The organism is Vibrio sp. 10N.286.45.E10 (assembly GCF_002874195.2).
Taxonomy (GTDB): Bacteria; Pseudomonadota; Gammaproteobacteria; order Enterobacterales; family Vibrionaceae; genus Vibrio; species Vibrio crassostreae.
Map to the genome: position 1 here is coordinate 1,751,900 of NZ_MCWD02000002.1, position 14,044 is coordinate 1,765,943.

Below are 14,044 nucleotides of genomic sequence, written 5' to 3' on the forward strand. Positions count from 1 at the left end.
CATGAGTAACGCTGGTGTTATCACCCACACTAATGATGATGGTGAGGTTTCAAGACGTCATTGGATCGCCCTATTTGGCGGTTTGATTGGCGCGTTTATGGCGATTTTAGATATTCAGATCACCAACTCGTCTCTCAAAGACATTCAAGGTGCGCTATCTGCCACCTTAGATGAAAGCTCGTGGATCTCTACGTCTTATCTAGTCGCAGAGATGATTGCTATCCCACTCAGTGGTTGGCTTTCTAAAGCGCTTGGAAAACGCCGTTATATCACGTGGACGACGGCCATCTTCACCATTTCATCTTTGTTGTGTTCGTTCTCTTGGAACATGACCTCGATGATCGTGTTCCGTGCAATGCAAGGTTTTAGTGGTGGTGCTTTAATCCCGCTTGCTTTCTCGTTGGTGATTCAGTTATTGCCTGTCAACAAGCGCGCTGTGGGTATGGCACTGTTTGGTGTTACCGCAACGTTTGCTCCATCGATCGGCCCTACCTTTGGTGGCTGGCTGACCGAGAACTTCTCGTGGCACTATATTTTCTATATCAACATTCCTCCAGCTTTACTGGTGATCACCATGATCCGATATGGCTTGGATGATGAAAAGCTCGACCTTGGTACGCTGAAAAAAGCCGATTGGTTTGGTATCGCCACCATGGCGTTAGGATTGGGCTGTCTAGAAGTAGTGTTAGAAGAAGGTAACCGTGAAGAGTGGTTCAGTTCGAGCTTCATCATAGGCTTGAGTATTGTGTCTGCAGTGAGCTTAGTTTACTTCGTCATAAACGAACTCCAACACAAAAAGCCACTGGTGAATTTACGGCTATTGCGAGATGGGCAATTTGCTATGTCTTGTATCGCCTATTTGATTCTAGGGATGGCATTGCTCGGCTCTATCTATGTGCTGCCTATGTATCTAACTCAAATCCAACAATACAATGCGATGGAGATTGGTGAAGTCTTGATGTGGATGGGTTTCCCACAGTTGTTGATATTCCCAATCGTCCCTAAGCTGACGCAAATCATTAAGCCTAAGTACTTAGTGACCTTTGGTTTCGCGATGTTCGGTTTCAGTTGTTACGTGAATACACATATGACGATTGATTTTGGTGGCCAGCAGCTGATTTTGTCTATGGTTCTGCGTGCTATCGGTAGCCCATTTATTATGGTTCCGCTGTCTTTGGTTGCCATGAAGAACATCAGCAAAAAGGACACGCCAGACGCATCAACGTTAACCAACGTGATGCGAAACCTAGGTGGTGCTTTCAGCATCGCGATTATCGCTACGCTACTCGATAACAAAACGCGTGAGCACTTGGCACACATCAAGGAGTCATTACCTTCTGTGAGTCAACTTGGTTGGCAGACGCTTCAGCAACAACAAGCGTTTTTCATTCAGTCAGGAAGTGATGCCGCAACTGCGATGCAACAAGCACAAGCAAGCTTGCTCGGCACAATGCAACGTGACGCTGCGATCATGGCTTACAACGATGTGTTCTTAATGATGACGGCGTTCTTGGCTCTCGCTGCAGTATTGATTCTAAACATGCGTGATTAGCGCTAGAGTTTCGGTAATTAAAACTTCAAACATAGAACAGCATTCGAATATAAACTCGAACAATGAAATAGAGAGGTAAGCTTATCGGCTTGCCTCTTTTTTATTTCTAAAACACGTATAACCTAACAAAAATCAGGTAAAAGTAACCTGTGTTTGAAGGCTTTCATAAATGTTTTAATTACCAATAGTTTATTGAGTGTTTGTATGTGATATAGGCACCTTGACAATGTGCAACCTAACACCTAAATTAAAAATAACATTTGGTATTGAGGAAAATGGATTTGACCTTACCACCTGACCTACGAGTTTTAATTGTCGACGACTCCAAGAGTGCAACTATTCTTATAAAGCAGCAACTCTCGAGCTTAGGCATTTCACATGATTGCATCTTTATTGCGACCGACTATCGACAAGCCATTAAAGCGGTCGAAACGCACTCTTTTCATGTACTCCTCATCGATTATCACTTAGAGCAATCCTTCACTGGGTTTGAGCTTTTGGGGATTCTGTATCGAAATCGCCTAATAGACCACACTGTAGCGACAATCTTGCTCTCTGGGGATATGCGTCAAGAAACGGTATTAACTGCCCTTTCAGGTGAGGCACACCATTTCGTATCTAAACCGATTCATACTCAGAGGTTAGGTAAAAAGATCCAAAGTGCTGTGTCCGTGTCGAAGAAACTCACCCAACTTAATGATTTATATCCAATCTCCTCTCAAGAGAGATTAGCTCAAGCTTTGGCGGTCTCCCCTAATGGCACCAGTGTCCAGTTCGAAGCGACATTGATTGAACATTTAATTGCAGGTAAGAAATGGCAGTTGCTGTCTAACGTCATTAACAACTCGAAAACCAACATGCACCCAACAAAATTAGTGGCTGAAGCGCTAATTCTCGACAGCTTAGGCAAGCCAAATTTAGCCATAGATAAGCTCCACAATTTTCTGATAGCGCAGCCACTCTCATTGAGCGTTATTGATTGCTTAAGCTGTATCTATGAAAAACATAAGATGCTGCTGCCTGCTCTTAAATTGGCGATTCGTGCATTTGAAATGACACCAAGTATCAGCCATCGTGCAATTAGGGCGATCGACTTAGCTGAGAACGCAGATAACACACATATGATCATCAAGTTAGGTGAGATGTATGCGACCCACATTTCAGCTGCTGACATTGATGTCATCCATTCCATTGGTGCGCACTTTAATTCGTTAAAAGCAACTTACCAACGCGAGACGCAACTAAAGTACAAACGTATTTTGCTTGAGCACGCCAACCAATTCACAGAGTTGGTAAACCTGAAACTTCCGGTAAAACAACAGCAGCAAGTTTTGGCCAGCCTTGCCCTATTTCAGAGCAGCATATTGCTCATCGAAAATAGCCCTCAGGTTGCCCACAAAAAAGTGATTCGAGCTTCGACACTGTTAGCGAATAATTTCCACAGCCAACCAACTTATTTGCTTGCTCAACTATTACCACTGCTCGCCCACTTTGGTGAGTACTCTCTTTATCATTTAGCCGTGGAATGTCTAAAATCTCGTGGAGAAGCAATAAGCCACAAACTTGAGTCCAAAAATGTCGACCCTTCAACTTGTATAAACATTGAAAACTTTGGCTCGATCCAGGAATTAAAAGACTACATTCACAGTTACCCATATTCAGTTGCCGCCAAACTTGACTATATATATGCCGTCAATAAAGCGCATATAGATGAGAAACTTAGCAACGACTATTTAGAAGAAATCTTACAATTAGAACTTCCTCCAAAATGGAACCAATGGATTAGTGATTCATCACGGTATGGTTTTTCCACTAAGCCGCCTAGCCCATTTTCAACATGCAGCCGACAGGAGTCCACATGCTAGACTTTGATGCTTTAAACGCCTACTTAGACAACGACAGAGAAGTCATTTACGCCGTTTTGTCTACATATCAAGAAGACCATGGCAATTCGCTACAAGAGATCGAAGAGTTGGTTCAACAACAGGATTGGGGCAAGCTTCATTTTACCGTGCACACCTTAAAAGGCATCCTAGCCAGTTTTGGGGAAGAAACGGCGACTGTTGCATTAGAAAGAGTTGAACAAAACACATTCAACAAGCTTGCACCACAAGATGATGATCTTTCCGTTATCTACAGCGAAATGAAGATCATCAATCAGCAAATCGATGAGGTTCTTAGCACTTATTAATTAATCATCAATAATAGAAAAATCAAATCGACTGGCCATCTATATAATTTGCCAGAAATGAGTCACATTCATCATGTAAGCCACAGAATCACAAGAACTTATACCCCTCCCACACTTCCATTAAATTTACCGTTTCAAGGTTTCCATATCCGCATTTTTATTCTACTGTTTTTATATAAAAACAGTTGGATGGATCCTTATATGGCGATTACGGTCTGGAATAACCTTTCAGTCAAACATAAACTCTTTGGCTTAGTTCTACTTCCCATTTCACTACTGCTCTTTCTAGCAGGCAGACAAGCGTATATTTTAACGACTCAGTTAACAGATTTTGAACGAACCAATCAGTTATCTGTGTATTTGCAAGATATTTCGATCTTATATCGGAGTACTCTGGCTTCGAGCCCTGAAGAATTCGCGACACAAAGCAATCAAGTAAAGGCAGAATTAAAAACGCTGTCACCCATCATTTTTTTAGACGCTTCGGATGATATGAATCAACTGGTGGCTGACTTCAGTGAAGCGACCCTATCCACGATGGAAGCGACTGACACTTACGATAAGTTGGACGCTCTTGAATGGCAGAGTGATTTATACAAGCAGTTGCTCCTTGAGATAGAAAAAGTCCCATTCGAAAATACCAAGCGCGAAATTCAACAACACCTCACCGCATTACAACAACTCGAATGGTTGATGTTCTGGTCGAACGAAGAGTTCAAACTGGGCACTTCACTGATTGAGATATTCCAAACTAGCCAAGAGTACGACCCAGAACTTGCTGAACAGATCGAAACCTTGAGTGAAAGACAGCAACTGTTCCTAGAACGCTTTGTATCGTTGAATGCCAACGAACATCAAGTGTCATTGATGGTTGAGGTATTTAGAAACGACGTGTTTGCTCAGAGCCAAGAGATCAGAAACGCACTGCTTGATCTAAACGCCATTAGCCAACTGACACCCCAAGAGGTTTCTGTTGGGTTAGAGGCGATGAGTGCTCGACTCAGCTTATTACAAAGCCTCGGTAATGTTATCAAGCAAGAGTTCCAACAAGAAGTTGAGCAAGCGATCTCAGATGCGCAAGTGCAACGAACACTGTTTATCTCCATCGTTGCCCTGCTCGCAGCCATGGTCATGGGGCTAACCTTAAGTTTAGCGAGACAAGTAACCAACAACCTCAATTTGGTGTTGGCTTTCTTAAAAAGCGAAAACGCTGAACAGCGCCCTTCTTTAGACAAACTAATTCAGGGTAAAGATGAGCTCAGCCTATTTGCTCAACAAGTTAAGCGATTGACCATCGAGCGAGAGCTCGCTAAAGAGAAACTAACACTAGCCAAAGAAGACGCTGAGAGAGCCAAAGAGGACGCCGAACAAGCGAAAGATCACGCAATACAGGCCAGCAAAGCGAAAAGTAGCTTCTTAGCTAATATGTCTCATGAAATTCGTACCCCACTCAATGGCGTTATTGGTATTTCTGAGATTCTTGCAGACACCCCTCTCACACCGACCCAACGCGATTATGTTGATACGATTGAGACCTCGTCCCAACTGCTACTGAGCCTAATCAACGACATCTTGGACTTCTCTAAGATTGAATCTGGCATGCTAATGATCAGTCCACACTCAGCATCCGTTAGAGAATCGATATACGACATCGCCTCTATTGTGGCGCCAAAAGCGAAAGAACAAAAAATTTCAGTCAACGTTGATATCAGCCCTGACACACCTGCTCGTGTGATGATTGACGATCACCGCTTAAGACAGGTCCTAATGAACTTCATGTCTAATGCGGTGAAGTTTACTGCAGAAGGCGGTGTCACCCTATCAATTCAAACACTCGACAAGTCAGAAAATAGTGTCACCCTTAGATTTGCTGTACGAGACACCGGTATTGGGATCGACAAACAACAACAGAAACAAATATTCGAACCCTTTGCTCAAGAAGATGATTCAACCACACGTCAATTCGGAGGTACTGGTCTTGGCCTAGCCATTAGCACACAGTTGGTTGAACTGATGGGTGGCCAGATTCAGCTCGACTCCGTCAAGGGCGAAGGCAGCTGTTTCTACTTCGACTTAGAATTACCCGTCGATATTATGCTACCGAAACCAAGCACAGCAACAGCTGACATATATGTTCTAGGTAACGAGAACATGCTCTCTAAACGCATAGAATGGGATCTTAACCTTTACGGCTTGAAGGTTACTCAGCAAGTGAGTAACACAGCTACGATCACACAACAGCTCGTAACTCAAAAACACAATAAACCAATCACCGTAATTTTTGCTGAAGATGACGAGTTCCAAGCCAATGACTACACCACTGATTTAGATAAGCTGCACCAAAACGGCATCACTATCTGTTTGATTCGTTCTTTCTTAAGTGAGCCAGCTGACATCGGTAACAGCGTTACTGCTCAGGTATCGCAGCCCCTACTTGGATTACGTTTGATTAAAGCGGTTGAGCTCTGTGATACGCAAGGTTTAGCTGAATTGTCAGAAGCCAACCAACAAACTACGACCATCCAACACAAAATCCTCATCGTCGAAGACAACAAGATCAACCAAAAAATTGCTGGACTCCACGTCGGTAAAAGTGGTTTTGAATTCGAGTTTGCGAATAATGGTCAAGAGGCCATCGACATGTTCACCGCCAACCCTCATTACGCTGCGATACTCATGGATTGCATGATGCCAGTAATGGATGGCTTCAACGCAACAAGCAACATCCGACGATTTGAAAAAGAAACTGGCGCAACGCGCCGCATCCCTATTATCGCCCTCACCGCCAGTGTGATTGATGACGATATTCAAAAGTGTTTCGACGTGGGTATGGATGATTATGTACCAAAACCATTCAAGTTCGAGATGTTGAAGGAGAAAGTGCTTGCGGCTGTAGAAGCAATGCCACTGCCAGTTACACATAACGCGCCAGCAGCATCAACAAGTTCAACCGTTACTCCTATTCATAGTGCACAAACAGCCAAGAAAACATTACCAGAGCAAGCTGAGCCTAACTTTGTGCCAAGCAAATCTGAGAAGATCCTTTTGGTTGAAGACAATCGCGTAAACCAGAAAGTTGCTTCAGTCATGCTCAAAAAGGCCGGTTACGCCTTTGAAATTGCAGACAACGGGCAAATCGCCGTTGATATGTATCGGAATGACAGCAGTTTCGACATTATTTTAATGGACTGCATGATGCCGGTGATGGATGGCTTCACCGCCACTAAGGAGATTCGAGAACACGAGAAAAACCTAGGCTTAAGCAAGACTCCTATTATCGCGTTAACCGCCAGTGTTATCGATGATGATATTCAAAAGTGCTTTGATTCCGGAATGGATGGGTACGTAGCGAAGCCCGTAAGAAAAGAAAAACTATTCCACCAAATAGAAAGTGCGACTTGTTAGGAGAAACCAATGAATTGGATCAAAACAATTAAAACGCTCTCGAGCAGAGCGCTGTTACCAGCAGTGGTAGGGTTGTTTGGAAGCTTACTTCTTCTCAGCCCCGCTCATGCTGCAGAAGAATACGCCATATTCTCTTTAGACTCAGGGTTTGAAGAGATATCAATCAACAAAGCGAGAAAGCTATATCGAGGTAAAACCAAACGTCTCAACGGCAAGCGTGTAGAACTCTCTGATTGGCCTGAAAACAGCGCCGAAAGAGAGGCATTTTATCAGCTTCTACTTGGGAAGAACGCCGCTCAAATGAACGCACACTGGGCTGGCTTATCTTTTTCAGGAAAAGCTCGTTATCCAAGAGAAATCAAAACGGCTTCAACCGACAGTTTAGTCGACTGGCTAGACGAAAAACCAAACCGTATTGGTTACTCCCCACTCTCTTCGGTTCCTCAAAATGCAAACATTCTCTACGTTATAAGTTCGGAGAAATAATATGAAAAAAATAATTACGTTAGTGCTATGTGCTTCGATTGCCTCTCCGGCCTTTGCCATTATTGAACTTACCGATAATTTATCTTTAAGTGGTTTTGGTTCAACATCTTGGGCAACATCGGATAACGATAATCCATTGATCATCAACCGCGGTTTTACTGATGAGAGCTGTTACGACTGCGATACCACATTTGGTGTTCAACTCGATTACTTCTACAACTCATTCAAAGCTTCCGTGCAAGTTGTCAAGCCACCCCAATATGACTGGAGTGAACCGCAGCTAGAGTGGGCTTATTTAGGCTATGAATTTAATGACTTTGATGTAAGCGTTGGTCGATTGCGACTGCCACTATTCCTTGCCTCTGAGTACTACTATGTAGGCCAAGCCTATATGACAGCAAGGCCACCGACAGAGGTGTATAACAGCGTTCTCGGAATCACAGCTTTCAACGGCATAAAAGTGAGCTGGACTCATGATGTCAGTGATGAAGCAACGCTATTGCTCTCACCTTTCTTCGGTGTAAAAGACAAAAACAAAGTCGACTTTAATTCGAGTACAGAGCTGGAATTTGAAACCAACCGAATGTTCGGTGCCAATCTTCAATTGAGCGGTGAAAACTATCGTTGGAACTTATCATTCCTCGACTCCAATTTTGATCAAACCGTTTCTGGCACGATTACAATCCCTGGAACTTCGATAACAGCTCCATTCAGTAGCAAACAAGACAACCAACACATTCAACTTTGGTCGTTAGGTACTGAGTATGAATTAGGTCAAGCGGTGCTTGCAAGTGAAGGACAAATCAGTGACTTCTCGTCCTCGATATACGCTAGTTTGGGCTATAGACTAGATTTATTCACTCCATACGTCGTTTACGGAGCAGAGTTTGACTCTAATGAACATCTAACAGGTAACAGCTATTTAATTGGTGTTGATTACGACGTGTTACCTAACGTGTCCATCAATGGTGAGGTGCAGTACTTTGAAGCTCGTAAAACAAATGGTGCCTTTGTTGAAGATTTTAACGCCCAGACAGGCTTTGATGATAAAGACGCTGTTCTTTACACCATCATGTTGAGTTTCGTTTTCTAACCTAGAATTCAATCGTCATTCAAATCAAAGCCCAAGGTACTCACGTAATCTTGGGCTTTTTTATGATGAATAAGTAACAACGGATCAGTATTTAAAGAGAACCTTCACGTCACCTGTCACTGCCGTTTCATCAACATATCCGATAGCGTTAGTTTTAGAAGCTACCGTTGTAATTGCGGCACTATAGTCAGCGACCTGAATAGGAGCTTCGGCTTTACCTGTAAAGACCAGTCGTGACCAAGCTGATTGAAGCTGTGATTCACTGCGCCCTGTCGCTACCTCGTGAAAGGCGAGTCGCCCCTCAGAACCATCAGCCAGTTCGACAATTTGTGCTTTCGTTCCATTTGATAGTTTGCTCTTTTTACCCATAAAGAGTTTTTTAACATCAGATTTTGATAATGAATCAACACCTGCATTGTTACCAATAACGACCATTCCTGCAGAAGCATTAAATGAAAGAACCGCTATAGTTATTGCTGTCAGTAAACTTTTCATGTTGCCTCCTTAGAATACGAAATCAAGACGTGCTGAATAAACAATAGAGCTGTCTTCAAGGTAGTTACCAGTCGCAACTCTTGGATCCACCGTTGTCTCAACATTACTTTGGAAGCCACCGCTTGTATCTCGGTAATCCACATAAGTGACATCTGCTTTCAAAGACATATTCTTGGCAAAATCCCAGCGGCTACCGACAGAGTAAGAAAGGCGCTCGTAATTCATCGACTCTTTGATGGCTGTGCTTGTCATATTTTCACGAACTTCGTTATCAGTAGTTTCAACCCAACCAACAGAAACGTAAGGTGTAAATTCATTGACTCGATAGCCGACCAAGCCAGACACCGATTGATAGTCGTAAAACTGCCCTTCCAATTGGACGTCTGCAGCTTCTACGTTAACCAAAAGATCACCATTGTCATATTGAGCACCAAGTGAGATAAACTGGCCATCTTGGCCATCTAGCAATGCGCCTAGCTGACAGTACGGATCTTGTGAACTTTGGAAATCACAAGATGGGTTAGATTCAGCAACAAAATATGAACCACGGAAGGTAAAGTCATCTACGTTCCAGTTAGCACTGATACCGAATAATTTATCCAGTTTCACTTCACCCACAATTGAGTCATCTTCATCAATAGTGCCAATACCCACTACTGGCTGAAGAAGAATGCTTGAGTCTTCAAGCTCAATTGGAATCAATAAATCAGCACCCGTGTAACCCTTCAAAACAATGTTTTCATACAATTCTTGAGAGGGTCTGATCATAGGATATGCGTAACCAAGATCGGTGTAGTCAGAGTAGAAAAACAGAGGTAAACGCAGCTTACCTGCACGAGCGGTAAATGAATCAAAATCATAAGAGGCGTAAGCCATTTCAATTTTTGGTTCATAGTCATAACGACTGTTTGCAACAATTTGGGTCACAAACTTCGCTCGCTCGTTAACTTGAAAATCAAACTGCAAGCCCGCTAGTGTTTCTTGCTCCCAATCCAATTTTTCGTCCGTGTAGCCAGCATAACCGATTGCGTTATCTGACTTACCGATACCTACAGAACCAAATCCACTAATACGAAGGTTATCCATATTTGCAGCATTTGCTCCAAACGCCATACTTACTAGGGCAGCAACCACTGTCTTCTTCATAACTAACTCCAATTTGTTATGTTGTTTCTTGTTTTTATGTAATTAACCCAAATTTTGGGCATACTCCCGCCCTCCTTGAGGCATAGCCAGAAAGAGAGAAGGAATGATTCTAGGGGGCTTAACTCACCTTAAAATGGCCAGTTAATGTTGATATGTTACGAGTAACTTCTTGAATATTTTGGGCAACTGCGTCGACTTGTTTAACACTGTTGCTTGTACCTTCTGCCATTTTTCTAATTTCTTCGACAAAAGTTTCTATACGAGTTGAGGTTTGCTCCTGCTCTTCAGTTGCAGCGGCAATACTTTCGTTTCGCTGACTGATTTCAGTGATCTCAGAAGTGATTTTTTGTAGTGAATTTTCAGCAACAAGTGACTTTTCTACGCAGGTTTCAGCTTTCGTCACACTATCCGAAATGATTGTAGAGGCTGTTTTTGCTTGTTCTTGTAGCTGTAAAAGTACAGATTGGATTTCTTGTGTCGACGTTTGTGTTCTTGATGCTAACGTTCTAACTTCATCAGCAACCACAGCAAAGCCACGACCTTGTTCACCCGCGCGCGCCGCTTCAATTGCAGCATTAAGCGCGAGTAAATTAGTCTGTTCAGCAATAGCGCTGATCGCCTCTAAGATAGAGCCGGCACTTTGAGTATTGTCATTCAACTGCTTAACCACTTGTGAAGCATTACCTACATCGTGCGTCAGTTCTTGCACGGCTAAAATGGTACTTTTAACCTGCTGCTCTCCTAGAGTCGCCTGCTCACTGGCACTCGAAGCTGAAGTCGAAGCATCATTCGCGTTGGTCGCAATCTCTCTAGCAGCAACAAACAACTGATTTAATGAGCTAGATACTTCTTCAATAGAAAGATGTTGTTTGGTCGAAAGTTCGTTCGTGACCTGACTAGAGCTCACCAAAGCGCTAGAAATAGTGTCCAATTGAGTGACGTTCTCGATTGTATGCGTTACATTTTGTTGTAGATGAGAAACAAAACTATTGAATGATTCAACGAGTGGTTTTAGTTCGTCGTTTTTCTCGTGTTGTAAGCGAACCGTTAAATCACCATCCCCTTCCGCAATATCGCGCATTTTGTCACTGATATTTGCTAAATCTTTGCGTATTCCTTTCACCACGAACCATCCAAAGATACACATTGCAAGCATGGCTAATGCACCTGAAATACTCATGATTTGGTTAGCTGTTTTGTTATTTGATTCTAACTCTTGTACTGCGTTCTCAAACTCTGACTGACGAGCCGACGAAAACTCACTCATCCCCGTAGTGAGCTCTTCTAAGATTGCAGTGCTTTGCTTTGCGAGACGACCCGCCTCACTAAGACTAATCTCTTCGTCAATCATGCCTTGCGCGATACGATAAGCCAGATCGAAATATTGATTGGTTTGATTTTGTAGAAGTGCTGACGAACCTTGTAAAGACGGGTCCAATGAAATTTGAATATTGAAGTTACTTTGAATCGCAGTAAGCGTTTGCTTATTCATCTCCAAGATCTCTTCATCACCAAGAATGACCGCTAAATTAAAGCGCTCTGCTAATTGAGAGATCAAAACACTATTTAGCGAAGCAGAATTCATGACGGGATAAGTGACTTGGTCAATTCTATTAACCTGCTTGGTATTGCTAGTGAGCGTATCCCCACCGACAAATAGAATACTAATAACCCCGACTAACGACACTAAACATAGCGCCAAAATTCGATTCTTAATCGATAGTGTAAACATAAGCTTCCTTGCTAAACAGTATGACAAACCGCACTATTATTTTTCCGAACAATAACAGATCTGACCAGTTATTCAATCGGTCAATATGAAAATAGTGATAAATATGTAAATATTGTTTATAGATTGTAGCAATAAAAAAATAACCATATAAATCATGAGTTTTAATTTTTAACTTTATCAAATACAACTCAACTTCAAACTTAATAACCTGTTTAAAACTTAATGTTTATTAGGAGCATTACTCGCACCCTATTTGGGGATGCTTGTAATCCATAGGCTTTGTGTCGAGTTGAAAAATATAAAAACGCTGATTCAAACGATCACCCCAGTAATTAAATTCTCCATATGCCCTACAATTTAGTAACTCTGTCAACATCGTCAGTATCGTGTAAGAAGGCAACAGGCTACAGAGCTTCCTCTTTTTTATTCGGTCAACCTTAGAGCGAATAAACAGATACCTTAAACGGAGAACGCATGCGAATAGCGACTTTATCTTTAAGCTTGGTTTCAGCGGTCGGTTTCGCGGCTGAACCAAACCCTTTTCCAATAACGCCCGACGAAAGTGGCGAGAAGTTTATGGTAAGTGCGACAAACCCATACGTAAGCAGCACTGGGTATTCGATACTCAAGCAAGGTGGTAACGCCATTGAAGTCAAAGGTGGCAACATCTACGGTGCAACAGACCGTCGTCGTGCATCCAGCTCAATGGGCGAATAAATTAATGAGGGTGAGCTGCTAAGCTCACCCATTTTGAAGTCTCTTGCTTGTGTCTTGTTCTAACGATACATTTCAAACAGAACTCCAAATACAAAAAAGCCAATCGAATGATTCGACTGGCTTTTCAATAACTACTTTCCGTTTATCAACTCACTCAAATATTATGAGTTTGGCTCTACTCGTTTCTCTTTTAGCTGATCAATCACATAACCCGGCGCCACTTTCGCAAGCTCTACTAAGCATTCGTCTGTTTTCTCATTGCCGTAGCGTACGTAAATGTCACAGACGGCGTACAACTGCTCTGGAGACCCCGATATCAGATACGCTTTTTCGAATGACTTTGTCGATTTATCGATGTCTAAATCTTCTTGTAACACCCCATTGAGGTACCAGTAGTAGCTGTTGTCTTTAGCTAACTTAGCTGCTACTTCAATCTCATTGGCCGCTGCGCTCTTGTCTTCAAGGCGAACCAAAGTTAATGATTTAGAGTAATGTAGAGCTGCGTTGTCGGGTACATGTTTCAAGCCGCGATCCAATACATCGACCGCTTGTTGGTCTTTTTTCTGCGCTCGGAAATTATCAGCGTAACTTAACCAAACTTGTGGCTCTTTTTGATGCGTTTTGATGAGTTCTAGATAAACCGTTTCTGCCTTATCCCACTCGTTGTGCCAGCGAAGTACATCAGCAAACAATAATTGGTACTTTTCTGATTCTTGCGTCTCTAGGAAACTGATAAGCTCTTTTACTGGTGGCTCGATTTGTCCTTTTTGTTGTTCATCTAAGGCATTAAAGTCGCGAATTAGATTCGATGTTGCCGTGTGGCGAACCATGGTGTCGCTGTCTTTTAGTAGTGGTGATACCAACGCCCAACGATGCTCAAGTTGGTAAGGTTCAGAACCGATGACCGCGGCCTCACGGACTTCAGGGTTTTGATCTTTTAAGCCTCTAGCAACAGCCACCAACGCGTTTTGGCTTGGGTAAGCTGCCAATTCTTGCAGCGCACCAGTACGGTTTTCGATAGACTGGTTTTGATCTTGTGCCATGTAAGACAACTGTTGAATACGGGTTTGAGTGTCCGTCATTTCAAGCACTTGATTGATATTTTGTGCTGGTGCATCAACGATTTGTTGAACGCCATTGGCTGCGATTGCTGACGTTGATAACAATGCGGACGTTGCAACCAATAAAGCAACCGCTGTCGCTAAACTCTTCTTGATCATAGTATTA

The 14,044-nt window shown here is 42.7% G+C and carries 10 protein-coding genes and 1 pseudogene; 7 read left to right on the forward strand and 4 right to left on the reverse strand.

Features of this window, described 5'->3' with window-relative positions; all coding sequences use genetic code 11:
- Position 1 precedes the first annotated feature (1 nt).
- The 6 genes from BCU34_RS20810 to BCU34_RS20835 all read left to right on the forward strand — a co-directional run bounded on the left by BCU34_RS20810 (position 2) and on the right by BCU34_RS20835 (position 8,727).
- On the forward strand, positions 2–1,552 hold the full coding sequence (locus BCU34_RS20810; RefSeq protein WP_102478285.1) for a DHA2 family efflux MFS transporter permease subunit: 1,551 nt from the start codon (positions 2–4) through the stop codon (positions 1,550–1,552).
- A 275-nt stretch (positions 1,553–1,827) separates the two neighbouring features.
- Complete coding sequence (locus BCU34_RS20815) at positions 1,828–3,417, forward strand: response regulator (RefSeq protein WP_102478286.1); 1,590 nt, start codon at positions 1,828–1,830, stop codon at positions 3,415–3,417.
- Entirely contained in the window at positions 3,411–3,743 is a 333-nt protein-coding gene (locus BCU34_RS20820) for an Hpt domain-containing protein (RefSeq protein ID WP_017082339.1), read from the forward strand. Before BCU34_RS20815 ends, BCU34_RS20820 begins: the two co-directional genes overlap by 7 nt.
- Before the next feature lie 201 nt (positions 3,744–3,944).
- On the forward strand, positions 3,945–7,148 hold the full coding sequence (locus tag BCU34_RS20825; RefSeq protein ID WP_102478287.1) for a response regulator: 3,204 nt from the start codon (positions 3,945–3,947) through the stop codon (positions 7,146–7,148).
- Between the two features lie 9 nt (positions 7,149–7,157).
- Positions 7,158–7,634 (forward strand): hypothetical protein, encoded by a 477-nt coding sequence (locus tag BCU34_RS20830; RefSeq protein WP_102432439.1) that lies wholly within the window; start codon positions 7,158–7,160, stop codon positions 7,632–7,634.
- Between the two features lies 1 nt (position 7,635).
- Positions 7,636–8,727 (forward strand): sulfate ABC transporter permease, encoded by a 1,092-nt coding sequence (locus BCU34_RS20835; protein ID WP_102478288.1) that lies wholly within the window; start codon positions 7,636–7,638, stop codon positions 8,725–8,727.
- Positions 8,728–8,811: 84 nt separating this feature from the next.
- Here BCU34_RS20835 and BCU34_RS20840 read toward each other — a convergent pair whose 3' ends face one another.
- The 3 genes from BCU34_RS20840 to BCU34_RS20850 all read right to left on the reverse strand — a co-directional run bounded on the left by BCU34_RS20840 (position 8,812) and on the right by BCU34_RS20850 (position 11,953).
- The gene (locus BCU34_RS20840) at positions 8,812–9,222 is read right to left on the reverse strand and encodes a phosphate ABC transporter substrate-binding protein (RefSeq protein ID WP_102286177.1); all 411 of its coding nucleotides are present in this window, start codon (positions 9,220–9,222) and stop codon (positions 8,812–8,814) included.
- 9 nt (positions 9,223–9,231) lie between these two features.
- Positions 9,232–10,368 (reverse strand): outer membrane protein, encoded by a 1,137-nt coding sequence (locus BCU34_RS20845; protein WP_102478289.1) that lies wholly within the window; start codon positions 10,366–10,368, stop codon positions 9,232–9,234.
- 118 nt (positions 10,369–10,486) lie between these two features.
- Positions 10,487–11,953, reverse strand: coding sequence for a methyl-accepting chemotaxis protein (locus tag BCU34_RS20850; protein WP_102478290.1), 1,467 nt, complete (start codon positions 11,951–11,953; stop codon positions 10,487–10,489).
- A gap of 621 nt (positions 11,954–12,574) precedes the next feature.
- Between BCU34_RS20850 and BCU34_RS20855 the strand changes: the two are divergent.
- Positions 12,575–12,751: pseudogene (locus tag BCU34_RS20855) on the forward strand (gamma-glutamyltransferase); the annotation flags it as partial.
- A gap of 227 nt (positions 12,752–12,978) precedes the next feature.
- Here BCU34_RS20855 and BCU34_RS20860 read toward each other — a convergent pair.
- Positions 12,979–14,037, reverse strand: a complete 1,059-nt coding sequence (locus tag BCU34_RS20860; RefSeq protein ID WP_102478779.1) for a hypothetical protein — start codon at positions 14,035–14,037, stop codon at positions 12,979–12,981.
- Positions 14,038–14,044 lie beyond the last annotated feature (7 nt).